The 23411-nt window shown below is 53.4% G+C and carries 17 protein-coding genes and 1 tRNA gene; 5 read left to right on the top strand and 13 right to left on the bottom strand.

The window, feature by feature from the left end:
- Nucleotides 1-105 precede the first annotated feature (105 nt).
- From QZ292_RS04965 to QZ292_RS04915, 11 genes are all read right to left on the bottom strand, one after another.
- Nucleotides 106-1650: a type I restriction-modification system subunit M gene (locus QZ292_RS04965; protein ID WP_294598674.1), complete on the bottom strand. Its 1545-nt coding sequence runs from the start codon at nt 1648-1650 to the stop codon at nt 106-108.
- Between the two features lie 6 nt (nt 1651-1656).
- On the bottom strand, nt 1657-2337 hold the full coding sequence (locus QZ292_RS04960; RefSeq protein WP_294598671.1) for a GIY-YIG nuclease family protein: 681 nt from the start codon (nt 2335-2337) through the stop codon (nt 1657-1659).
- Nucleotides 2338-2343: 6 nt separating this feature from the next.
- Nucleotides 2344-5154 (bottom strand): type I restriction endonuclease subunit R, encoded by a 2811-nt coding sequence (locus QZ292_RS04955; RefSeq protein ID WP_294598667.1) that lies wholly within the window; start codon nt 5152-5154, stop codon nt 2344-2346.
- A 714-nt stretch (nt 5155-5868) separates the two neighbouring features.
- The gene (locus tag QZ292_RS04950; RefSeq protein ID WP_294598664.1) at nt 5869-6390 is read right to left on the bottom strand and encodes a hypothetical protein; all 522 of its coding nucleotides are present in this window, start codon (nt 6388-6390) and stop codon (nt 5869-5871) included.
- Between the two features lie 46 nt (nt 6391-6436).
- On the bottom strand, nt 6437-7162 hold the full coding sequence (locus QZ292_RS04945; RefSeq protein WP_294598662.1) for a hypothetical protein: 726 nt from the start codon (nt 7160-7162) through the stop codon (nt 6437-6439).
- A gap of 226 nt (nt 7163-7388) precedes the next feature.
- Nucleotides 7389-7766, bottom strand: coding sequence for a hypothetical protein (locus QZ292_RS04940; RefSeq protein ID WP_294598659.1), 378 nt, complete (start codon nt 7764-7766; stop codon nt 7389-7391).
- A 139-nt stretch (nt 7767-7905) separates the two neighbouring features.
- On the bottom strand, nt 7906-8394 hold the full coding sequence (locus tag QZ292_RS04935; protein WP_294598656.1) for a hypothetical protein: 489 nt from the start codon (nt 8392-8394) through the stop codon (nt 7906-7908).
- A gap of 414 nt (nt 8395-8808) precedes the next feature.
- Nucleotides 8809-9054: a hypothetical protein gene (locus QZ292_RS04930; RefSeq protein ID WP_365331002.1), complete on the bottom strand. Its 246-nt coding sequence runs from the start codon at nt 9052-9054 to the stop codon at nt 8809-8811.
- Between the two features lie 191 nt (nt 9055-9245).
- On the bottom strand, nt 9246-10205 hold the full coding sequence (locus QZ292_RS04925; protein ID WP_294598650.1) for a Fic family protein: 960 nt from the start codon (nt 10203-10205) through the stop codon (nt 9246-9248).
- Between the two features lie 553 nt (nt 10206-10758).
- Nucleotides 10759-10836, bottom strand: a tRNA-Val gene (locus QZ292_RS04920).
- Nucleotides 10837-10956: 120 nt separating this feature from the next.
- Nucleotides 10957-14442 (bottom strand): AsmA-like C-terminal region-containing protein, encoded by a 3486-nt coding sequence (locus QZ292_RS04915; RefSeq protein ID WP_294598646.1) that lies wholly within the window; start codon nt 14440-14442, stop codon nt 10957-10959.
- Between the two features lie 466 nt (nt 14443-14908).
- Here QZ292_RS04915 and QZ292_RS04910 point away from each other — a divergent pair, with 466 nt between their 5' ends.
- On the top strand, nt 14909-16414 hold the full coding sequence (locus tag QZ292_RS04910) for a hypothetical protein (protein ID WP_294598643.1): 1506 nt from the start codon (nt 14909-14911) through the stop codon (nt 16412-16414).
- Between the two features lie 112 nt (nt 16415-16526).
- Here QZ292_RS04910 and QZ292_RS04905 read toward each other — a convergent pair whose 3' ends face one another.
- Nucleotides 16527-17786, bottom strand: a complete 1260-nt coding sequence (locus QZ292_RS04905; protein WP_294598640.1) for a phosphoglycerate kinase — start codon at nt 17784-17786, stop codon at nt 16527-16529.
- Between the two features lie 148 nt (nt 17787-17934).
- On the opposite strand from QZ292_RS04905, the gene QZ292_RS04900 reads away from it, so the two are divergent.
- From QZ292_RS04900 to rfbC, 3 genes are read left to right on the top strand one after another with little or no spacing between them, the layout of a single operon-like run.
- Nucleotides 17935-18999: an acyltransferase gene (locus QZ292_RS04900; RefSeq protein ID WP_294598637.1), complete on the top strand. Its 1065-nt coding sequence runs from the start codon at nt 17935-17937 to the stop codon at nt 18997-18999.
- 50 nt (nt 19000-19049) lie between these two features.
- Nucleotides 19050-21206, top strand: a complete 2157-nt coding sequence (locus tag QZ292_RS04895; RefSeq protein WP_294598634.1) for a GDSL-type esterase/lipase family protein — start codon at nt 19050-19052, stop codon at nt 21204-21206.
- A gap of 19 nt (nt 21207-21225) precedes the next feature.
- Nucleotides 21226-21792 (top strand): dTDP-4-dehydrorhamnose 3,5-epimerase, encoded by a 567-nt coding sequence (gene rfbC, locus QZ292_RS04890; RefSeq protein WP_294598631.1) that lies wholly within the window; start codon nt 21226-21228, stop codon nt 21790-21792.
- A gap of 92 nt (nt 21793-21884) precedes the next feature.
- On the opposite strand, the gene QZ292_RS04885 is transcribed toward rfbC, so the two are convergent.
- Entirely contained in the window at nt 21885-22334 is a 450-nt protein-coding gene (locus QZ292_RS04885; protein ID WP_294598677.1) for a cupin domain-containing protein, read from the bottom strand.
- Nucleotides 22335-22552: 218 nt separating this feature from the next.
- Here QZ292_RS04885 and QZ292_RS04880 point away from each other — a divergent pair, with 218 nt between their 5' ends.
- The gene (locus QZ292_RS04880) at nt 22553-22933 is read left to right on the top strand and encodes a helix-turn-helix domain-containing protein (protein WP_294598628.1); all 381 of its coding nucleotides are present in this window, start codon (nt 22553-22555) and stop codon (nt 22931-22933) included.
- Nucleotides 22934-23411 lie beyond the last annotated feature (478 nt).

Below are 23411 nucleotides of genomic sequence, written 5' to 3'. Positions count from 1 at the left end.
GAACTCCGGGAATCTCAAAGGGGGACAATGTCTCGTGCTTTTTCGTTTGATACTCATCTCGAAGGTAAAAGGTTTTCGTTATACGGATTGAGGACTTGGCGAGGTCTAAAAATCGAGACCCAGTTCTTTCATATAAACCGCGATCTGTCGGTCTAGGTCGGCACGCTGAGCCTCTAAAGATTTCAGCTCTGACATGACGGCTTGGATGTCGATCTCTTCCTCTTCCTCGAAGGTGTCGACGTAACGCGGGATATTCAGGTTGTAATCGTTCTCTTCGATCTCTTTGAGGGTCGCGCAATGGCTGTATTTTTCAACCTCGGAGCGATTCCGATAGGTGTCGATGATTTTTTGAATGTGCTCCGGACGCAGTTTGTTTTGCGTTTTGACCTTCTCGAACTCGCGGGAAGCGTCGATGAAGAGGATGTGGTCATCCTGTTTGCGGCATTTCTTGATGACCAGAATGCAGGTGGGAATCGTCGTGCCGTAGAAGATATTGGCCGGCAGACCGATGACGGCGTCGATGCAGTTTTTCGTTTCGATCAGAAACCGGCGGATTTTTCCTTCGGCCGCGCCGCGGAACAGCACACCGTGCGGAGCTACACATGCCATCGTACCTCCGTCGTTCAGGTGGTAAATCATGTGCAGGATGAAGGCGTAGTCGGCCTTTGATTTCGGTGCCAGTACGCCCGGCTTGTTGAACCGGTCGTCGTTGTTGAATTTGGCGGCGGCGCTCCAGTCGGCCGAGAAAGGGGGATTGGCGACCACGGCGTCGAACTGGCGGTCGCCGAATTCGTCGGCTTCGAGTGTATCGCCGTTGCGGATGTCGAAGTCGTTGTAGCGGATGCCGTGCAGGAGCATGTTCATCCGACAGAGGTTGAATGTGGTGGGGTTCTTCTCTTGTCCGAAGATGGCGTCGGCGTGTCCGCTCCGTGCCGTGCGCAGCAGCAGTGAACCGCTACCGCAGGTCGGGTCGTAAACCGTTTTGAGGCGTTGTTTGCCGGTGATGACGATTTCGGCCAGAATCTGACTGACCTCCTGAGGGGTGTAGAACTCACCGGCTTTTTTGCCGGCTCCGGCGGCAAACTGACCGATCATGTATTCATAGGCGTCGCCGAGAATGTCGATCTCCTGCGCCTCTTTCAGACCGAAGTCGATGCCGTTCAGGGCGACGAGTACGTCGCTGATCAGTCTGTTTTTGTCTTCGGCTGTTTTGCCGAGTTTGGGCGAGGTGAGGTCGATGTCCGAGAAAAGGCCGCCGAAGTCGTCTTCGCTCTCCTGGCCGAGGGTGCTGTCTTCGATCTTTTTGAGCGACCGTTCCAGCAGCGGGAGAATGTTCTCTTTCCGGTCGATCATGGCGATCAGGGTGGAGTAGAGGTACTCCGGTTCGACAAAATAGCCCAGATCCTGCACGCAGGCCTCTTTCAGGTCGTTTTTCAGCTCACGGTCGGATCCGGCCCACACTTCGCGGAAGGTCAGGTGGTCTTCCTGCAGCTCGTCGTTGGCGTAGAGCTCGATTTTTTCGGAGAGGTATTTGTAGAAGATGAATCCCAGCGTGAAGTACATGAAGTCGCTGGCCGACATGTTTCCGCGGAGGGTGTTGGCTACGGCCCAAAGCTGGTTGCGCAGTTTTTGTTGCAGTTCTTCGCTCATAGATACTTAGTGCTTGTTGGTTCTGGACGTAGTGTGGCAGCGTTCGGCTGCTTTTCGCAGGTCGTCCAGGATTTTGCCGTTATACGAGAAATATTTGGCTCCTTGGTAGGATCCCGACAGATTCCGTTTTTCCTGGGGCATGAATGTACCGACGAACGGCGACAATTTATAAATACGTCCTTCGTATTCGATGGAGTCGTCACTGGCGACTTTGACTTGAATGTCCGTCGGAACGAAGGTTACGGATTCGCCGATTTTGATCCCAACCATGCTGAATTTAAACCGGCCCCGTTTAGGGGTTTGTGGGCGGCGGTCGATCTTCGTCTGCTCGTTCTGAATGATCGGTACGTTGTTTTCGTACTCGGTTATGACGGCGTCGTCTATCGTTTGGGCGATATCTTTGAATATGTCCAGAGCGACCTGAGGGGCGACATTGAAGAATTCCCTGTTCTGGCGGATGCGCAGGTCTGTCAGTCTGTCGATCGTCTTGTGCACTAATTTTTCGACTTCATTGAATTTGGCCGTCTGTATGGTGGCGAATATTTCAAAGGGTAGCGGAACGGCTGTATTGTCCAGCTCCTTGGAGCGAACATTGACGGGGCGTGTGCTTTTCCCGATTTTTACCCAGTCTTCCCGAAAGCTCGGATTGGTGAGGATGTAGACAAAACCGGTGGAAGGAATTTTCATAATTGTTTAGTTCCAGTTGAAGGTGTCGATGATGACGCGAAGTCTGTTCAGTACGCGTTTTTGGATTTGGCGGCGCTCTTTCAGGCCTACCTTTTTCGCTTTGATGGCCTGTTGGATGATTTCCGTTTTTTCACGTTGCAGATAGTCGTACTGTTCGAGGAAGTCGCGCAAGGCCGCGAGGGCCAATCCCTCTTCGGAGGCTAAGTGTTCGACGGCTCGGTTTCGGGCTGTCGCGATGTATTCCGTCAGGCGGGTCTCCAGATCGATCGAGCCGTCGTTTTTGGCCTGGGTGAAGCCCGTTTTGTCGTTGTCGACATGCTGTTGGATGAATCCGTCGATCAGTGTCGCTTTGTTTCGTGTGGCAGCGTCGTCGCTTAACGTATCGATGATCTGTTTCCGTTTTTGGGGATAGTCGTCGCTGTCGGGATCGAGGTCGGCGATCAGGGCGAGGATATAGGTGACGTTGATGATGTCGCTGTGCAGCAGTTCCAGACAGAAGTCGATTCCGTCGAGCTCGGTCGGTTGCTCCGGGGCGTCGTCCCGGTCGGTCGTGTGTCGTTCGTTGCCTGTGTGGCCGATGGCGATGTCGAGGTATTTGGATCGATAATCCAGATACTCCTGCTCCGACATGACGAAATAGGGGTCGTCGGCGTTGTATTCGTCGTAGATTTTTGCTTCGATCTTCCCGCGGATGATTTCGCGGAAAGCCAGAATAAAGTCCCGTTTTTCGACTTCGCTCCGCAGGGCGTCGATGCAGGAGACGGTCGGATATTTTTCTAAAAACGAGATCATCTTTAGATTCAGCTCTTTGCGCATCTCCGAGAAGGGACGACGGATAATCGGGCCTTCGTTCGGTTCGTTGTTGCTGAAGAGTTTGATGGCGGCATCGACCTGCGGTTTCAAGTCGCGGAAGCAGACGATCTTCCCAAAGCGTTTTTTCTCATTCAGCACGCGGTTCGTGCGGCTGAATGCCTGTAAAAGGCCGTGGTATTCCAGATTCTTGTCCACGTAGAGGGTGTTGAGCCTCTTGGCGTCGAATCCGGTGAGGAACATTCCGACGACGAGCAGCAGATCGAGTGGTTCCATGTCGTCGCGCCGTTTCTTCATCCGTTCGTTCACGTCGTCATAGTAGGCGCCGAAGTTGTCCGTGGTGAAGGCTGTGCCGAACATGGCGTTGTAGTCGTCCATGATGGTCTGCAGCTCGTCTGCATCTACGCGGGGATTGGCGAAGCCCCGGTGTTGTCCGGTGTACGGGTCGTCCTGGCTGGGGTTGGCGGCATAGGTGAAGATGGCGCCGATCCGGATTTTCGGATGGAGTTCCTTGAAGATCCGATAATACTGCAGCAGCATCGGGACGGATTGAACGGCGAACAGGGCGTTGTACTCTCCGTCGAAGGTCGATTTGGGGAAGTTGTTGAGGATAAACTGCGCGATTTCGCGCATACGTTCCGGGTTGGTGTCGTCCACGGCGGTGTTGCCCGTATAGTATTCCACCAGGAAACCGAGGACGTTTCCGTCGGCGATGGCGTTCTGGATCAGATATTTGTGCAGGCATTCGCCGAAAACATCGGCGGTCGTTTTTTCCTGTTTGGCATTGTCGACGAAAATGGGGGTGCCGGTAAAACCGAAGATTTGTAAGTGGTTGAAAAACTGAGTGATATTCTTGTGGCAGTCGCCGAAGTGGCTGCGGTGACACTCGTCGAAGATCATCACGACTTTTTTGTTGCGAACCTCCTGCAGATGTTTGTTATAGTAGTCTTTCGTAACGGCACAATTCAATTTCTGAATGGTGGTGATGATGATTTTCGAGCTGCCGCTCAACCGGGCGATCAGTTCGCGGGTGTTGTCGGTTCCGTCCACGGCTCCCGGTTCGAAAGCTTCGTATTCGGATTGGGTCTGGGTATCGAGATCGTGCCGGTCGACTACGAAGAGGACTTTGTCTATGCCGTCCATCTCGGCCACGAGCTGGGCGGCTTTGAACGAGGTCAGGGTCTTTCCGGCTCCGGTCGTATGCCAGATGTAGCCGTTCCGGTCGCTGTTTTCCACCCGGTTGAGGATCTCTTCGACGGCATAGTACTGGTAGGGGCGCAGTACCATCAGGCATTTCTCGCCTTCGTGCAGGACGATGTATTTGCTGAGCATCTTGCCCAGCGTGCATTTGTCGAAGAAAAGATTGGCGAACGTGCTTAGGTCTGTAACCGGATGGTTCCCTTTGTCCGTCCAGTTGAAGGTAAAGGCGTATCCTCCGTTGGGGTTATTGGCGAAATAGCGGGTGTCCACGCCGTTCGAGATGACGAAGAGCTGGATGTAATCGAATAGTCCGTGAAATGAGGTCTTGTGATAGCGTTGTACCTGGTTGTATGCCTCTTTTAGTTCGACTCCCCGCCGTTTCAGCTCGATTTGCACCAAAGGCAGGCCGTTGATGAGGAGGGTTACGTCGTAACGGCATGTCTGATCGCCCACCATGGTGATCTGGCGGGTGACCTGGAATTCGTTCTGGCACCATTTTCGGGTGTTGAAAAATTCGATCCAGATGCGCTGGCCGTCGTCTAACGTGAAATCTTTGAGACCGCGCAGCTTTTTGGCTTTCTCGAACCGGGTGTCTCCTTCCAGATAGATCAGGATTTTTTCGAATTCCTGGTCGGAGAACCGGTCACGTCCCAACAGGTCGAGTGCTTTTCTGTTGTGCCGTTCCAGCTGGGTCTTGAAGTTGGCTTTCAGCTCCTCTTCGTTCCGGATCGAGACGTATTCATAGCTGTTGTCGATCAGCGTTTTGATCAAACCGTTCTCTAAGGCGGCTTCGCTTTGGGGGGTCATGGCGGATAATTCCTATAATACCACGAAGATACGAATTAATCCTTAATCCGGAATTCCGTGGAACGGAATGACCTGAATTTCTTGGCAGCGGATATGGATAAAGGAGATTCGAAGTCGCCGGAGCTGTCCTATTGAGTATCACCTTTCGATTTTGGATGAAGTCGATTTGTATGGGGGCCGGTGGCATGAGGTGGCAGGATGTATTGAAAATAGACCGGCGTCGCTTCTCCTGTCTTATTGGCGACATAGACGCCCATGTGTTGTTTGTTGGAATAACAGGCGGTCTTGACTAAGGTTGAATATCCGTCTTCTTCATGGAATAGTCATTGTGTTTTTGCTTTCGGTTGTGTCATGATTTTGTAAGTTTTACAGGTATACAGCATTAAAGTTAATAAAGTTGTAAGGTGTCTCAACTGGAGATATAATCCTTAGGGGTAGAAAAAGAAAACCCCGCGCGCCGAGGACACAACGGGGGAAAAAAATAGTGTAAAACAGGTCTGCCGGGGTGTCAACGTAAGCCAATCCAGAGGAGCAGCCCGATGATGCACAGGGCCATGAGCAGACTAATCAGACAGCCTTTGTAAGAGTCTTTCATAGATAGATTTCAATTTCAGCTTACATGGTAACCCACCCAGCGCAATTTCTTTCAGTTAAATATAACACAATTCCCGGAAAAGGTCGTTATATACCCCCTCCGAAAATTGTGTCACTTGATTATTCTTGTTGCAGCGGGCCTAGTCCAAACCCCGTATTCTCATCAAAGAAGATGTTAATTGTATGGCCAGTATATGCATTCTTGAATTTTCCTCTTCGAATCCAAATTTTTGCATTTCGGCTGTTCCAAATACCAGTTTCCTTCACTGCTTGGCTTGGCCAACCATACGGGAATTTATCTAAATAAAAAGAATCAGGGTAATATTTTGTATAATACTCAATTGTGCCGTTATATTTATGCCAACCTCCATCTTTGGAGATTTCGTTTTTACACGTGACTTTGATAGCATAATTTGATGGATGATTGAAGTAGGGATAAATAACAAAATGGTCTGTGTAAAATGCACTCTTCATGTCATAATATGCAGGCCTCCACTTCCCCCAAACACCATCTTTATATATTGCATATTGAAATCCTTTCTGATATGACCAGCCGAAGATTATCCCGCCAATGGCACATGCAGAAAACAACGCACAAACCCCTATCAATAATGCGCAAAAAAACGTTCTTTTTTTATTCATGGTATTAGCCTGTTAGATTAACTTGAAAAGATTCTGATTCTCGAGCCTATTTATAAGGCTGAATAAAATCATCGTCGAGAAGTGCTTTCGCCTTGTTGTAATACTCTTTAGCCACCAATTCGTCATTCAGTTTATAGGCGACGTATCCCATTTTATAATAGGCTTTTTGTCCCATTACATCAATGTCGACCTCATTTTGAATGTTTGGAATTGTACATACAGCATTAAACTTGGAAATGCAAGCGGAATAACAGAGCTGTGCTTCTGTGTATTTTTCGGATTCAAAGTGGGATTCGCCTAATTCATAGAAAATATCATATAATGTTATCGCTTGATCTATTGGATCAGAAATGCCATTGGATAATCTCAACATTGATTCCAATGTCTGGATTTTTGTTGAGGAGAATTGATTGTATTCAGTTTTAGATATGCTAATTCCTGTAGGGTCGTACAAATCAAGGATATTGGATAACAAGTCGACCTTTCCCCACATAATATCTAACTTTTCATCCATATTGGTAATGGAACTCAAGTGTTTATCTATGATATTGCATGCATTACTTAAATATAAAACATATCGTTCTATACGTTCGGGTGTTGTGCCAAATGTTACTTTACCATCTTCACTTTGCCATACCGCCTTTGCTTTTTCTGCAAAAGGTTTTAACTCATTCAAACATTTAGCTGCTTCTGGAGAGATGTCTGTATTTGTTTGTGCAGTTGTTGTTGCCGTAATCAGAATAGCAACTAAAGATAGAAGTAGGTTTTTCATAGTGTAAATGTTTTTTCGCCCCTCCGCCTCAAGAGGGGGTGTTTTTAATGGATTCATTTCGAGAGGTTTTAGATTGCGTAGACAATCTAATCGAAATCTTTATTTTCTACTCAATTTCAGACAAGGACTTTGTTCTTTGTTGATTGTATGCAGAGTGAGGTGTTCTAAAACACATCTTCTTCTTTTGCCCAAGCTCAGAAAATACTTCTGTAACTAAAGGTTATATCTATTTGTCGCAGATTGTACCATCGGCATATCTAATTCGAGATAAACCAAACTGTTTAGGTCTGTTATCATTGTGGTCTAATATGCGAAAAGACAATAATTTTCGTTCATTAGGTGCTATTCGTGTCTTTATTCTTATAGTAGATTGGCGAGCAAAGAGATCGAATTGATCATCAGAATAACCAACTATAATTTCCACATTTTCAATGTATTTGTTTGATATGTTTTTAATTGAAAAATTTACTATTGGATTCCAATTATCATCATAAGTGAGGGCAATGTCTTTCCATGTTTTCTCATAGTCTTCGAGTTTTTGAGCTTTAATAGCAGCATTGGCATTTAATAGCAGAACTACTAAAAGCAAAATTGTCTTTTTCATGATCATTGAATTAAAACAGTGTAAATTCCGTGATTGCTTTTTAGACTGTTTTCAGTTGTTGAAAGCTTCACTTGGTTGTTCCTTTGCAAACAGCACTTGTTAAACTTGTTTTATAGTCCTGTTGCTTTTGTGTTATTAATTATCTAATACTCTTAGGCTTGTATGTTGGAACCAATCGCGGGGCAACATCTCCATCGTAGGGTCTGCGATATGTGTTGTTGTATTCATCCTTATCTTTTGCCCACATTTTATATGTACTATAGTGTCTATTCCATGATTGGAAATCAGCGTATTTCTTTGACTCTATAACATCGATCTTTCCTATTGTGATCTTTTCCCCCAATGCCGAATGTCCGTAACTGTCCGTTTCTTTATGCTGTATTACAATCCATATGACATTCGATTGCGATTTGATGACTTGCTGATATACAAATTCGTCAAACTCCTTAAATGAAAACGAACCCCAATCGACACTAAATCCCATCTCCCTTGGATAAGGGAAATCTTCCGCTATAATGTTATTATTTTCCAGGTAGATTTTTGTGTCTCCTATTTTCTTAGGAGTTAAACCCGATAAAGAATCACAAGCACTCAATATAAGTGCGCATAAAAAGAACACCTTTTTCATAACTATTTAGGTTTTTCGCCCCTCCGACTCCGAGAAAGACAGGGTGTGTAGAAAAAAGAAAGTGTGGAGTCGTTAGTTTATCTGAGTAGAGGCTCTGGAATGCCAAGTCGCAAATAAACAATACCCCACACCTGTATATAGTACACCTTAGAACAAGGTATACGAATACAAGTGAATGAGTGTTGCTATTTTCCTTGCGACTTTGAAATTTTCCAGATTTCTACTCAAGGACAAAAGCTAAACACTTTCATCGAAATATGTCTGCCGAGATTGCTCCCGACAGCTACAAAGATAGAAAATGTTTTGCTGCGAACACTCTTTTGGGGTATTGCAACGACAAAGGTCGCCCAAACTTTTTGAAATCTCGCTATTGAACCGAAACTATGTTCGCCGTAAGCTGGAGATATTGGCCTTTCACTCGCCGCAGATTTGGGCTATGACCCAGTCCATATAGACGGCTTGGCCGCTTGTAGTACGTCCCCACCAACAACAACCGTAGTCGTCGATTACCACTTCACCCTGTTCTGCGAGTTTGGCAGCCAGCCAGTCGCTCACCAACCACCATTCCAAGACTTCACAACCGGCATCATACAACGATTCGCCATCCAGCTTACCGCACTGGATCAACTCTTCGACGACGGAGGATTGGGGGTACAGCACATGAATCTTCGTTAAAGTTTCTCTATCCATAAGGCTCTCTGTTTAAAGTTCTCGGAACCTAAAGAGTGTCTTAGGATTTAACGGTTGTGCGTATATAATAGATAGATAAAATCTACCAGCTATTTTCCCGCAACCAACGGGGAGGGTATCAAAAAGGAGTATCCCAGTGCGCGCGATATATGTGGTAAATATCAGCGGATAAATCGATATTGAGTCGTTCTGCCGGTGCCGATACGTTCCAACACACCCGTTTCGACTGCTGTAGCAAGATCGCGGCTGGCTGTTGCGGAAGAGATATCCTTGAAATAACGCAGGTAATCGGCGCGCGCAAACCGGTCGTTCTCTGCCTGCATCCGAAACAGTTCGATTCGTTCCCCGGCTGAAAGCGTGATGTTCTGCGTTTGTAACAGCTCCTCCAGCGAATGGTCGATAATACCGAGCATGAACTCTACGAAAGAGGTTGAATGTCCTACATTGTCCGACAACTCCAACACGCGGTAATACTCCTCCTGCTGTGATTTGATAAGCGTCTCGATCGGCACGTATTCGAATACCGGATTATACCGGCTCAATAAAACGGTATGCCACAGGCGTCCCATACGTCCGTTGCCGTCCAAAAACGGATGGATATACTCGAATTCGTAATGAAAGACACAACTTTTAACCAACATCAGATCCGGATCGGTTTTCAGATAATGCAACAGGTCGTTTAACTGTGTCCTGACTCTTTCAGCCGGCGGTGCCAAGTGCGTAAGCTGTTCACCTTTGACGATACCCACAGAACTTCGACGCAACTCGCCGGGATGGTCGATCAGTCCGTTCATCAACAGTCGATGGGCCTTGCAGATCGATTCAATGCTGTACGGCTTGAACTCAGCCAAACGGTCATAGGTCGTTATGGCGTTCTGTACCTCCAGAATATCTCGCCGTGGAGCCACAACCCGTTTATGGTCGAGAATCGCCGTAACCTGTTCGACAGTCAGGGTATTACCTTCCACAGCCAGCGAAGAGTGAATCGTACGGATGCGGTTTCGTTTCCGCAGTTCGGTAGGCGCTTTATGCAGATAGGCTGCTTTGACCTCTCCCAACTTTTCCGAAATGGAAACGATCAGGTTAAGGATAGTGGGATTAATTGTATAAGGCGGCTTCATGATCGTATCATTTGATAGCATCAAAGATAGGGAAAGAATTTCAAAACCGTATCGGCAGTCTGTGTTACGGGATCAGTAATAGATAGCTAACAGAACCTTTTTTGAGTAGAAAATGAACTTTATATAGAACAGATTGATTTGCTCCTCAAAAAAAGTTCTACGGTTTATTTAATGCGAGCAATGGCGTAACGGATAATGGTCAGGCACTTCACCTTTTTTCCATCCGAATAGATCGACGATTCTTTGGCTTTGCACCATCGCTTGAATATCCGTTGCTTTGGCCTTGTGTGAGATATCCAATTGGTCGTAAATGGCCTGTAATTCGCGTTTTATTCGGGTAACGGTCTGGGACTTTATTCCGGAAATGTCTGCTTACAGAGTCGCACTATTTTATCGATGGTCGAAATATTCAGTTGGGCAACCGACTTTCGTCGAATGTTTCCAGGTGTTTGGCGTTCGCATATTTGCTTACACAACAGGCTGTAAAACGTGTAAAACACCTCGGAAACGGGCAAAAAAAAGAGAGCTACAAATCTGTAACTCTCTGATGATCTGGTGGGAGCTGAGGGATTCGAACCCCCGACCCTCTGCTTGTAAGGCAGACGCTCTGAACCAACTGAGCTAAGCTCCCCTGCGCTGATTGCGATACAAAGGTATCGCTTTTTTCCGATTCTCCAAAAACCAGGGAGATTTTTTCTGCACTTTTTTATGAAAAACCATGCAAGTGGTTAACAATCAGTGTTAAGAAAATTTAATCTTTTTGCTCGAATGTTTTGAGGGCCGCCGAGTCCGTTGCGCTCAGCGAGTCGGCCGGTGGTAACATTTCTGTCGGAGCGGCCATTTCGGGTGTGATGCGCAGCGAACCGTCGCTCGCACTCCGGGCTCCGCGGACGAAGACGTCGCGGATGTAGTTCCGCAGGTTCACGCGCGTGGTCTCGATGATCGCCACCCGGGTCGGCAGGTTCGAGTCTTTGTACCGCGCCCGCGTGATCTTGAAGTCGAAGTCGTCGAGGTTGCCGAAGATGTCGACCCCGAGTCGGAACGGAATCGGCGATTTCAGTACCGAAATGTGGTAGTTGAAGGTCATGTCCATCTTGTGCACCCCGCTGACGGCAGCCCGGTAACGGTCGATTTCGATGACGAACGGGAAAATCTCGATCTGCGAGTCCCGCACCAGAAATTCAGCCGAAATGTGGTCGATCAGGTTGCGCTTTTTGTTCTTGAACATCAGCATCTTCGAGATTTCGGTAAAGGTCTCGCCGTCCAGCAGCACGAGGCTGTCGCCCGAGATGTGGCACGCGGCGTCGACTGTCGGCAGGAGGATGTTCATCGCGCTGTCGATCCGTGTCGTCGCCGCTAACTGGCAGTCCACCACGCCCGAAAACGACCGGAGCATCGGCATCAGGGTGTCGATCGACGGAATCAGTTCGATGAGCCGTGCCACCTGCATCTTCTCCATCTCCAGGTCGAACCCGGCCTGGATGTCTTTCGGTGTGCGGGTCGAATAGAGGCCTGTCATCCGCAGGTTGCCGGCATTGCTGCGCATGGTGAGATCGGAGAGCTGCAGCACCCGGTTGCGGGCGATCACTTCGCCCGAGAGGCTGTCCAACTGCAGGTTGGCGTACATCCCCCGACGGATCGTCAGGTCGAACCGCATGTCGATGTTGCCCGGAATGACCAGCAGTGTGCCGGCGGCGGTCGTGTCGGCGGACTGGAGGATGCGTTCCTCCAGCTGGTCGTCGCTTTCGGTCTCACTGACGCCGCCCTGTGCCACGAGGGTTGAACCGGCATTCGCCACGCGGATGATTTCGTTCAGGTTGAGCGTGTCGGCCGCCACTTCGAGGTCGCCGCGGATGCGGCCGCGGCCCAGCATGGCGCGGCGGAGGCCGGAGATTTCGCCCGTCAGCACGGCCTGCGATTCGCCGGCTTTGACGAACGTGCGGTTCAGGCGTACTTCATCGGTGTTGAATGCGATGTCGATGTCGCGCAGGGTGGTGGGCAGCGGGAAGTAGGGGGTGACGATCCGTCCCGACCGGGCACGGATCGCTCCGTTCAGCTGCCACCGCCGCAAGGCGTTGCCGATCTCCGACGAGACGCGCATGTCGATGTCGTTTTCCGCGAATTCGTCGACCGGTCGGCTGGCGGTTCCCTGCAAAGCCCGGGCATGGGCGAACAGCGAGTCGCGCGGTACGTCGGGATAGATCCGCTGCAGCGAGTCGAGCCGATGGGCGCGCCGCTGCAGCCGGGCGGTGTCGGGCCGGTTGAGGGTGGCGTTCAGCGCGACGCTGCCGCGGGTGACGGAGAATCGTCCGGAGGGCTGGCGCAGCGAGAGCCGACGGGCCTCTATCCGGAAATCCAGTTGCGGAATCTTCGGGTTGTCGTCGGCCGGCAGGATGCTCCACTGCGAGTCGATCCGACGACCGATAACGGTTGTCGAGTCGCCCAGGACGATCCGCAGGCCGGCGGCGGCGAGTGTCCCCTGCGACGGGTGTACCGCCGTGGTGTCCCGAACCAAATTTTTGGTAGCCGTGGTGGCGTGTATCCTGATCTTCTGGCCTTTGACGCAGAGGTCGTGTCCCATGTCCATGTCGATGGTGTCCAGGCTGAGGGTCGCTCCGACAGCCTCCGTGCCGGTCGCGATCAGCGAGTCGCTCGCGGTCAGTCCGGTGCCCATCCCGAAGCGTCCGCCGTCGACGGTCAGTCGGAACTGGCGGTTCGGCATGACGACGGCCAGGTCGTCCATCGTCAGACGGCCTCCGATGCGTGCTGCGCCGATTTGTCCCAGATTCAGCTGGCTCAGCCGGGCGTGGCCGCGCAGGTCCATGGCGATCCGCCCGCCGAAGGTCGAGCCGTCGGGAGCGGGGAAATGGCGGCTCAGGTAGTCTAACGAAAGGTCGCCCTTCACCGCGCCGTTGAAGCCGGCGTCACCGGTCAGACGGTCGAGGTCGCCGTGTGCCTCTAACCGCATGCCGATGCCGGACACTTTGAATTTCCGCAATTCGACGCCTGTCGAGTCCGGGTGTCGCGGCCGGAACCGGAGGGTGGCGTCCAGTGCCAGCGTGTCGATGCGGCTGCCGTTCCGGTCTTTGACGTAGAAGAGGTAGCCGGCCGGCATGCGGTAGTCGGCGGTGATGTCGGGCAGGGCGCCGGTGGCCGGATTCCACGGGCCGTCGATCCGCAGGTCGAGCGCGGCGGCGAGGTCGGTCTCGTAGTCGCGCGCGAGGGGCATGACGGAGGTGGGGATCAGCCGCAGCAGGCCGGCGATGGGAAGCCGCGGACTCTGTACGCCGATCGCCGTCACGATGCTGTCGCCGCGGAAGATGGCCTGACCGGCCGCCGTGACGAGTATGTCGTTGAGCCGGAGGTCGAAACGGTTTACGTTCAGCTCCCGGCGGTCGGGCCCGTCGAAACGCAGGGCGGTTCGCAGTTGCAGCGAGTCGAGCCCGTCGAACGCACCGGCGTGTATCTTTTTGGCGTCGAGGCTGATCCGGAGTCCTTCGCGCCGTCCGCCGTCTGCCGTGAGGCTGTCGATCCGCAGGCCGGCGGATTGGCCGCCGAGGCTCAGCTCGGCCGTGCACTCCCGCAGCCGCAATCGCCGGATTTCGTTCCGGAACAGGTCGGTCGAGAGCTGGCCGCGGACGAAGAAGCTCCGCAGGTGTACCGTCCCGGCCATGCTGTCGGGGCGACTGTCGTAGACGGCGTGCAGCCCTTTGCGCACGGATATGCGTTCGATGTCGATCTCGAAAGCGTCGCCGGTGGTGTCGGTCTCTTTCCGGGCGGTGGTGTCGGCGCGGTAGATCTCCCAGTTGGCGGTGCTGTCGGGTGCCACAAAGGCGTGCAGGTGCGCCGCTTCGAGGGCGATGCGCCGGATGTCGGCGCGGCCGGAGGCGAGTTTCCACGGGTTGAGCGAGACGGCGAGACGCCCGATCCGGGCCAGGGTGTCGGCTTCGGCGGGCAGGGTGACGCGCACGGAGTCGGGCAGCCGGTCGAAAGCGTGGCTGACGACCTCGGCGCCGTGCAGTTGCAGGGTGACGTAGGGGAAGTCGCGGAAGAGGGCGACGCTGACGGTGTCGAACCGCACCTGGGCGTCGAGGTAGCGGTCGCAGAGGTCGGTGACCAGCGGTGTGAGCCGTTTCGGGGTGAGGAGCAAGGCGGCTGCGCCGATGACGAGTCCGAGGAGCAGCATGAGGCTGCCGAGGGGGATGAATATGAGTTTTTTGATTGTCTTCCGTTTCATACGGACAAAGATACGAAAACTTGGCGGGAGGTCGGGTGCGGTTCGGGGGCAAGATACGGCGAACATAGTTCCGGGTCAATAGCGGAATTTCGGAAAGTTTGGCCGAACTTTGCCGGCACAATACCCCGCAGAGTGTTGTTTGCGGCGAAACATTTTCTATCTTTGTCGGTGTCGGGCTCTTCCGCGAGGCGGGCCCGGCGGACATATTTCGATGAAAGTGTTTAGCTTTTATCCTTGCGTAGAAATCTGGTAAATTTCAAAAGAATCAAGGATAGCAATAACACTCGTCACTTGTATTGGTATACTTCGTTCTGAAGGTATACTCTTACAGGTGTGGGGTATTGTTTATTTGATTCTTAGGTTTGCCAGAACCTCTACGCAGATAAACTAACGACTCCACACTTTCTTTTTTTCTACACACCCCTGTCTTTCGCGGAGCCGGAAGGGCGATATTTTTTCGAAAAAGATGAAAAAATATTTCCTCATCATTTTAACGCTGTGGTTTGCCATTGCGCTGTCATCGTGCAGCAAACCCGAAGAGATCCGAGAACCCGACACCGACAAGGTCGATCCGGGCAACAAACCCGCAGACGACGATAACTCAGACGATTCGGACGACGATTCGGATGATTCGTCGGACGACGAAGCCGAAAAATCGTGCAGTATCGCCGTTACGATAAACTACATTACGGATACCCCTCAGAGAGAGGCGGATAAAAAATTTTACTTTGAGATCGCAGGTGATGCGGAAGGCGTGGTTACCATCGACTGGGGAGACGGCACGGTCGAAGATTTAGAATATATAAAAGTTTACAGAGGGTCTTCCTCCATGTACGGAAGCAACTTTTCGCACGCTTATGAAAAGACAGGAACCTATAAGGTAAAGATATTCGAAAAGCATGGGTCGATAATGTTGTTCGGATGCGACCGTTACCAGTGCAATTATGAAAACAGATACAGCTCCCTTAAAATCATCGACTGTCCGCAATTAGAATATTTATATTGCTATAACGGTCGGTGGTGGTCCATCATGGAATTATCCGATAATAAGCTGGATGTGCTGGAGCTAAGCGGATGTCCGGACTTACGTTATTTATACTGTTATCATAATAACCTGACCTCATTAGATATTAGCGGCTGTCCGAAATTAGAATATGTATTTTGCGGTGGTAATTCGCTGGCTGAACTGAATATCAGCAAAAACACAGCATTAAAAGAGTTATATTGTGCAGTTAATCAATTGACAGAACTAAATGCTGACAAGTGCACACAACTGCAGCGACTGGATTGCAGTTATAATAGACTTATTGCATTGGAAGTCAGTGAATGTCTTGCACTACTACTTTTAGATTGCGAAAACAATCGACTGACCGCATTGGATGTAAGGAGGAATTTGGCATTAACATATTTGAAATGTTCAGACAATCGACTGGCCGCATTGGATGTGAGAGAAAATGCGGAATTATCTTCTTTATATTGCTTTCGTAATCAACTAACAGCCTTAGATGTTAGTAAAAATTTAAAATTAGATGCATTAGATTGCTCGAGCAACCAATTGGCTGAATTGGATGTCAGCAAATGTACTTTATTGAGCGGTAAATTACACTGTGAAAGCAATAAATTGACCTCTCTCAATGTGACGGGATGTGAGCATATAACCGAGTTGTATTGCCAGGAAAATCAATTGACTTCCTTGGATGTCAGCGGGTGTACGGCCTTGATGACTTTATGTTGTCAGGAAAACCAATTGACGTCTTTAGATATTAGTGGGTGTTCTTCATTAGGGAGCTCTTCTTATTATAGCAATGCATTGGTTTGTTATCATAATAAACTGTCGGAATCCGCAATGGAAAATATTTATAATGATTTACCAACTACCGGAAATCGTCCTACAATTCAGGTAGATAAAGCTACTGTCGGGGACTATGCGATTGCTGCTAAAAAAGGTTGGACAGTTTGGCTGCAGGAGTAATTTCTCGTTTTCTGTTCGGCAGAGGTAAAAAAAGCGGGCGGGTTTCCATATGTGGAAACCCGCCCGCTCGCGTTGTAAAGGGTAAGGCGGCAGGGAACCCCGCCGCTAAAAACTACTTCCGAATGGCAGCAACTCCCGGCAGCTCCTTGCCTTCCATATATTCCAGCAAAGCCCCGCCGCCGGTCGATACGTAGCTCACTTTAGTCGCCATTCCGAACTTGTTGATGCAGGCCACGGAATCCCCGCCCCCGATCAACGAGTAGGCGCCTTTCGCCGTAGCCTCTACGATCGCCTCGGCAATCGCTTTCGACCCGTTGGCGAAGGTGTCGAATTCGAACACCCCGACCGGCCCGTTCCACAGGATGGTCTTCGAGTCTTCGATCACTTTGCGGAATTTCGCTTCGGTCTTCGGCCCGATGTCCATCCCTTCCCAGCCGTCCGGAATGTCGTTGGCCGGGCAGATCTTCACGTTGGCGTCGTTGCTGAACGCGTCGCCGCACCGGGCATCTTCGGCCAGTACCAGGTTCACGCCCAGCTTCTTGGCCTTTTCGATAATTGCCAGGGCGGTGTCGAACTGGTCTTTTTCGCAGATCGAGTTCCCGATCTTGCCTCCCTGTGCCGCCATGAAGGTGTAGGTCATTCCCCCGCCGAGGATCAGGTTGTCCACCTTCTCCATCAGCGACTCGATGATCGTGATCTTGGTCGAGACTTTCGAACCGCCCAGAATCGCCGTAAACGGCTTCTTCGGAGCCTGCAGCACGCCGTCGATGGCTTTCAGCTCCCCTTCCATGATGTAGCCGAACATCTTGTCGTTCGGGAAGAATTCGGCGATCAGCGCCGTCGAGGCGTGTGCCCGGTGGGCCGTCCCGAATGCGTCGTTGATGTAGCAGTCGGCATACGAGGCGAGTTTCTTGGTGAACTCTTTCTGGGCCTCTTTCACCTTAGCTTTGGCGGCTTTCTTTTCGTCGTCCGTGGCGTCTTCTTTCAGGCCGCGCGGTTTCCCCTCTTCTTCCGCGTAGTAGCGCAGGTTTTCGAGCAGCAGCACCTGCCCCGGCTTCAGAGCGGCCGCTTTCTGTGCAGCCTCGGCCCCCATGCAGTCGCCTGCGAACTCGATCTTCTGACCCAGCAGTTTTTCGACGGTCGGGATGATGTGCTTAAGCGAGTATTTCTCTTCCGCGCCCTTCGGCCGTCCGAGGTGCGACATGAGGATGACCGATCCGCCCCCGGCCAGTACTTTCTTGATGGTCGGAATCGCGGCCCGGATGCGGGTGTCGTCCGTCACGTTGAAGTTGGCGTCCAACGGCACGTTGAAGTCTACACGGATAATCGCCCGTTTGCCGGCGAAATCGAATGTGTCGATTGATTGTTGCATGGTTGTTTATGATTCGTTTTACGTGAAAGCACAAGACGGTTTACTGTGACAAAAATAGGGATTATTTCGGATTATCGTGCAGAAATAATCGGGAACCTCGTCCGGAGGGGCGATGCCGGGGTGGACGGACGGGCGGAAAAACGTAATTTTGGGGCGGATAATGCTCGGACATTTCGGTATGCGCAACCCTTATATCAGTTTTCTTCAGGCTTTCGGCATCCTGCTGGTGGCGGTCGGCCACGCCTTTCCGACCGACGGCCACGGGGCGCTGCTTTACCGCTGGATCTACAGTTTCCACATGCCGCTGTGGATTTTTCTGTCCGGTTATCTGCTGCGGTATACCGCAGCCGGATCCGGCTACACCGAATCCGGCTCTTCTTTGGTAAACATCCCGGTCGGGGCGTTCGTCGCCAAAAAGGCGAGGCGGCTGCTGGTACCCTATTTCGTGCTCAGTACGCTGGTCTTTCTGCCCAAAGTGTGGCTGAGCCGGTGGGCGGTGAAACCGGTCGAGCTGTCGTGGGGCGCCTACTTCGAGATGCTGCTCGTGCCGTCGAAAAACGTGATCGTCTACTACTGGTTTCTGCCGACGATCTTTCTGCTGCTGGTCGGGACGGTGCTCGCGGCCCGGGGGTTGAGGCGGCTGGGAGTCGGCGGACGGGTGCCGCTGTGGGTCTGGGCGGTGGCGGCGCTGGCGTTGTCGGTCTTCAATCCGCTGGCCGGTGTCGGGTGGCTCAATCTGGGCGGGGTGGTCAAGTCCGGCTTTTTCTTCGTGCTGGGCATCGTCTATTGCGCGTATCAGCGGGAGATCGACGAGGGGCTTTCGTTGGGCAGCCTGTGGGCGCTGGCGGGCTGGGGGGCGACATCGGTGCTGGCGACGGTGACCGGCTACGGGGCGGCGAATCCGCTGGCGGAGCGGCTCACGGCGGTTTGCGGCATCCTGTTCGCGCTGTCGCTGGGGCGGTTCTATCTGCGGAGCGGGTGGCGGCTGCTGGCGCCGCTCGACGGGGCGACGTATGCGATCTTTCTTTTCTCGTGGTTTCCCCAGTCGGCGCTGCGGGTGGTGCTCTACGACTGGGCGCACCTCGATCCGTGGATCGGCGTGCCGGTCAGCACGGCGGCAGGGGTGGCGGTGCCGTGGCTCGTGTGGCGGGGGCTGCTGTGGGCCAAGCGGTGGCGGCTGGGACGGATTTTGGCGGCGGGGTGCGGACAGTAAGTTTTTTTCTTTATCTTTATAAGGTTTTAAACCGAAAACGAGTCGATACGATGAAGAAAATCTCTCTGATTTTGTGCGCTTTGCTGGTCGTTTGCGGAGCAAGCGGCGCCAGGCGGCCCGCTGCGGAACCGGCGCCGGTACGGGTGGCGTGCGTCGGGAACAGCATCACGTACGGTATGCTGGTCGAAGACCGCGAGCGGAACTGCTATCCGGCGGTGCTGGGGCGGATGCTCGGTGTGGGATACGACGTCCGCAATTTCGGCCACAGCGGCGCCACGCTGCTCAACAAGGGGCACAATCCGTACACCAAGACGAAAGAGTATGCCGAGGCGATCGCTTTCCGGCCGGACATCGTGGTGATCCACCTCGGTATCAACGACACCGACCCGCGCAACTGGCCGAATTTCCGGGACGAGTTCATTCCGGACTACGCGGCGCTGATCGAGAGCTTCCGCGAGGCCAATCCGGCGGCGAAGGTTTACATCTGCCGGATGACGCCGATTCCGCACCGCCACCGGCGGTTCAAGGCGGGGACGCGCGACTGGCACCACCAGATTCAGGAGGCCATCGAGCGGGTGGCGGCGTCGCAGCGGACGGGGTTGATCGACTTGGAACCGGTACTGAAAGACCGGCCGGAGCTGCTGCCGGACGCCGTGCATCCGAATGCGGAGGGGGCGCGGCTCTTGGCCGAAGAGATTTATCGCGCGCTGACGGGTGATTACGGGAAACTGCGGATGTCGCCGGCCTATACGGATCGGATGGTGCTCCAGCGGGGAGTGGTGACGCGGGTCGGCGGCCGGGCGAATGCCGGCCGGCTGGTGACGGTGACGGTGGCCGACACGGTGCGGAGGGCGAAGTCGGGGCGGATGAAATACGGTAAGGTCTATGCTACGGACACGGTGACGGCGGGTGCGGACGGCCGGTGGGAGGTGCGGCTGCCGCTGGAGGAACCGATGCTCTCGGGGGTGCTGGCGATCGCGACGCCCGATACGGTGGCTCTGTATCGGGATGTGGCGGTGGGCGAGGTGTGGATCGCGGCGGGGCAGTCGAACATGTCGTGGCCGGTGGCGCGCGCGGCGGAGCGGGCGGAGGCGAGGCCGACCGACCGGATCCGGCTCTTCCGGGCCGATCCCACGTTTGCCGATGAGCGGGGGCGGCTGGATAGCACGGAGCTCGATCGGATGAACCGGCTGGACTATATCCGGAATCCGCGGGGATGGGTCTCGGGCAGCGACACGGCGGCGGTCGATGGATTTTCGGCTGTCGGCTGGTTCTTCGGGCGGATGCTGGCCGACTCGCTGGGGCCGGAAGTGCCGGTGGGGCTGATCCAGATTGCACTGGGCGGGGCACCGGCCGAGGCGTTCGTCTCGCGGCGTATCCTGGAGGATGATCCGGTGCTGGTGGACGTGCTCTACGACTGGCGGAACAACGAGATGGCGCAGGATTGGGTGCGGAGCGTGATCCGCGGCAATCTGGAGGGGGTGAAGAATCCGTTGCAGCGGCACTTTTTCGAACCGGCCTACCTGTACGAGAGCCGGGTGGCTCCGCTGGCGGCGGGGTACGATGCCGATGGGGTGATCTGGTACCAGGGGGAGAGCAATGCCCACAATGTGGAGTTGCATGAAAAGGTTTTCCCAGCGGTGGTGCAAAGTTTTCGGGAGGCGTTTGATAAGGCCATACCCATGCCGTTTTATTTTGTCCAGCTCTCGTCGCTGAACCGGCCGAGCTGGCCGCACTTCCGGGACAGCCAGCGGTGGTTGGTGCAGCGGCTGCAAGGGGTTGAAATGGCAGTAAGTTCGGACTTGGGGGATTCGACGGATGTCCATCCGCGGCGCAAGAAGCCGATCGGCGAGCGGTTGGCTTTGTGGGCCTTGCATAAACAGAGTCCCTGGTATCACAGTCCTAAGGTCAAAGGCACATTATATAATAGACGGGGTACGGTAAATGTCTATTTCGATCAGCCGCTGGCCTCTTCGGACGGTGAGGCGTTGCGTACTTTCGAGCTGGCTGGCGAAGACGGGATATTTTATCCGGCGACAGCCGAGATAGACAGTATCTGTCGGGCGGTCAGGATCTCTTCGCCGGATGTGGAAGATCCATATACGATCAGATATGGCTGGCAGCCGTTCACGCGGGCCAATCTCTGTGGAACGGGGCCTCATAAATTGCCTGTATCCACTTTCGAAATACCGGTTTTTCGGGAATAGAAAAATCAATCGATAGAAAATGGCTGAATTTAAAAAGGTGGAGACCCCGATCGAAGGACTGTTCGTCGTGGAGCCGACGGTGTTCGGCGATGCGAGGGGATTTTTTATGGAGACCTATGCCAAACGCGATTTCGATGCGATGGCGGGCTGTCCGGTCGATTTCGTGCAGGACAACCACAGCAAGTCGCGGCGCGGGGTGTTGCGCGGGCTGCATTTCCAGACGCAGCATGCGCAGGGCAAGCTGATTCGGGTCGTCGCGGGGGCGGTCTATGACGTGGCGGTCGACCTGCGGGCCGGGAGCCCGACCTACGGGCGGTGGCACGGGGTGGAGCTGTCGGCGGAAAACAAACGGCAGTTCTATGTCCCGGCGGGATTCGCGCACGGTTTTCTGACGCTGGAGGACGACACGGAGTTCCTCTACAAATGCACGGACTACTACCATCCGGAGTTCGACGGTGGGGTGCGGTGGAACGATCCGCAGATCGGGGTGGACTGGCGGCTGGCCGAATACGGCTTCGATCCGTCGGGCGAGGGGCTGCTGCTCTCGGCGAAGGATCGGGTGCAGCCGCTGTTGGCGGAGTTGTAGGCTCGGTACCCATAACAAAGCATCCCGGGCGATGCCTCGTCTCTGTATTTGCGAGGTGTCGTCCGGGATGCTTTTGTCTCGGCGGGAGCCGGTTACCACTCGACCGGGTCGGGCAGCAGATTGCCGTCGGCGGCATCTTCGGCCGTGAAGGTGGCGCCGCGGTATTGCACGCAAAGCATCGTGAGCGGTTCGGTGCCGTTGTTGCGCACGGAGCGCCGGCCGGCGGGAGCTACGCGGACGACGTTCCCTTCCGATACGGGGAAGACCTGGCCGTCTACCTGAAATTCACCCGATCCGCTGAGGAAGAAGTAGAGTTCTTCGTGGGTTTTGTGGGTGTGGAGGAATCCCGTTTCCGTCCCCGGCTGGAATACCTGGAACGAAAACTCGCCGCCCGTCGCGTTTACGGCGCTGCCGCCGAACACTTTGCCAGGAATCCTGACTTCGGGCCCCAGTTCGAGTACATACTCTCCCAGTTCGTTCAGCTTGCCGATCCGGATCGCGCTGAAGTTGGCGCCTGTCGCCGATTTTTCAATCTGTTTCATCATTGTGTTGGTTTTGGTTCGTGCTGCAAAACTATGTGGTTTTAGTATGTCTGTCAAGAAGTTACATTTTTGTCCGATGGTAACCTTTCGGTCGCTTTTGTTGAGTGACAGCGGGTTGTAAAACGAAAAAATGTCGATTTTTTCGACTCGTTTATTAACTTTGTAAACGAGAGCTGCTAACTTTCGGTTAGCGGGTTCGACGATAATCAGTTCAGCATATGCGAAAAGCGGAAGAGAAAAATTCGATCCTCGAAATCTGCCCGATTCGGAACGTGGTCGCCCGGTTCGGCAACAAGTGGTCGCTGCTCGTGGTCTTGATCCTGAGCGAGCGGGAGGCGATGCGCTTCAACGAGTTGTGCCGGGCGATTCCGGACATCTCGTCGCGTGTGTTGTCGAGCACGCTCAAGATGCTCGAAGCGGACGGGCTAGTGAGTCGCACGGTCTATCCGGAGGTGCCGCCGCGGGTCGAATACCGGCTGACGGAGATCGGCCGTTCGCTGGTTCCGCTGATCGGCCAGCTGACCGAGTGGGCTCAGGCGAACATGAAGTCTATCGTGGCGCATCGCCGGGCTTATGAGACGGGGAGGGAACCGGCATAAGGATTTGTTGTTGTGGGGTAAACCCGGTTTGAGTCCTGCGGAACGTGAGGCGCGCGGACAAAGAATTGGGGTAGAGGCTGCCCATTGGGAGTGCGGCACGCACCGCCCGCCCGGCGGACGCGTTCGCGCCACGGCGGGCGGCCTTTATTACTTTCAAGAACCCGCGCGCCGACGCCTGAAAAGGGAAATCGTCAAAACTCGCTTGCGTGTTTTGACTGGATTTCCCAAAGGCGCGCGGCAGAGAACGGGGCGAGGAGTGGGGCTACTCCAGCCATTTGCCCACCGCGGGCACGCGGGGCCCGCCCGGCCGACGCGTTCGCGTCATGGCGGCCGGCCGTTATTACTTTTGTTATAGCCTAACGCGCGCCACGCCTTAGGAGGGAAATCGTCAAAACTCGCTTGCGTGTTTTGACAGGATTTCCCAAGGCGCGCGGCAGAGAACGGGGCGAGGAGTGGGGCTACTCCAGCCATTTGCCCA

Source organism: uncultured Rikenella sp. (assembly GCF_910577125.1).
In the GTDB taxonomy this organism is placed as follows: Bacteria; Bacteroidota; Bacteroidia; order Bacteroidales; family Rikenellaceae; genus Rikenella.
This window is presented reverse-complemented; position numbering and strand designations above follow the sequence as displayed.

Coding starts and splice junctions, on each gene's coding strand:
- QZ292_RS04965 (WP_294598674.1), bottom strand. CDS start 1,650: ATGAGCGAAGAACTGCAACAAAAACTGCGCAACCAGCTTTGGGCCGTA.
- QZ292_RS04960 (WP_294598671.1), bottom strand. CDS start 2,337: ATGAAAATTCCTTCCACCGGTTTTGTCTACATCCTCACCAATCCGAGC.
- QZ292_RS04955 (WP_294598667.1), bottom strand. CDS start 5,154: ATGACCCCCCAAAGCGAAGCCGCCTTAGAGAACGGTTTGATCAAAACG.
- QZ292_RS04950 (WP_294598664.1), bottom strand. CDS start 6,390: ATGAATAAAAAAAGAACGTTTTTTTGCGCATTATTGATAGGGGTTTGT.
- QZ292_RS04945 (WP_294598662.1), bottom strand. CDS start 7,162: ATGAAAAACCTACTTCTATCTTTAGTTGCTATTCTGATTACGGCAACA.
- QZ292_RS04940 (WP_294598659.1), bottom strand. CDS start 7,766: ATGAAAAAGACAATTTTGCTTTTAGTAGTTCTGCTATTAAATGCCAAT.
- QZ292_RS04935 (WP_294598656.1), bottom strand. CDS start 8,394: ATGAAAAAGGTGTTCTTTTTATGCGCACTTATATTGAGTGCTTGTGAT.
- QZ292_RS04925 (WP_294598650.1), bottom strand. CDS start 10,205: ATGAAGCCGCCTTATACAATTAATCCCACTATCCTTAACCTGATCGTT.
- QZ292_RS04915 (WP_294598646.1), bottom strand. CDS start 14,442: ATGAAACGGAAGACAATCAAAAAACTCATATTCATCCCCCTCGGCAGC.
- QZ292_RS04910 (WP_294598643.1), top strand. CDS start 14,909: ATGAAAAAATATTTCCTCATCATTTTAACGCTGTGGTTTGCCATTGCG.
- QZ292_RS04905 (WP_294598640.1), bottom strand. CDS start 17,786: ATGCAACAATCAATCGACACATTCGATTTCGCCGGCAAACGGGCGATT.
- QZ292_RS04895 (WP_294598634.1), top strand. CDS start 19,050: ATGAAGAAAATCTCTCTGATTTTGTGCGCTTTGCTGGTCGTTTGCGGA.
- rfbC (WP_294598631.1), top strand. CDS start 21,226: ATGGCTGAATTTAAAAAGGTGGAGACCCCGATCGAAGGACTGTTCGTC.
- QZ292_RS04885 (WP_294598677.1), bottom strand. CDS start 22,334: ATGAAACAGATTGAAAAATCGGCGACAGGCGCCAACTTCAGCGCGATC.
- QZ292_RS04880 (WP_294598628.1), top strand. CDS start 22,553: ATGCGAAAAGCGGAAGAGAAAAATTCGATCCTCGAAATCTGCCCGATT.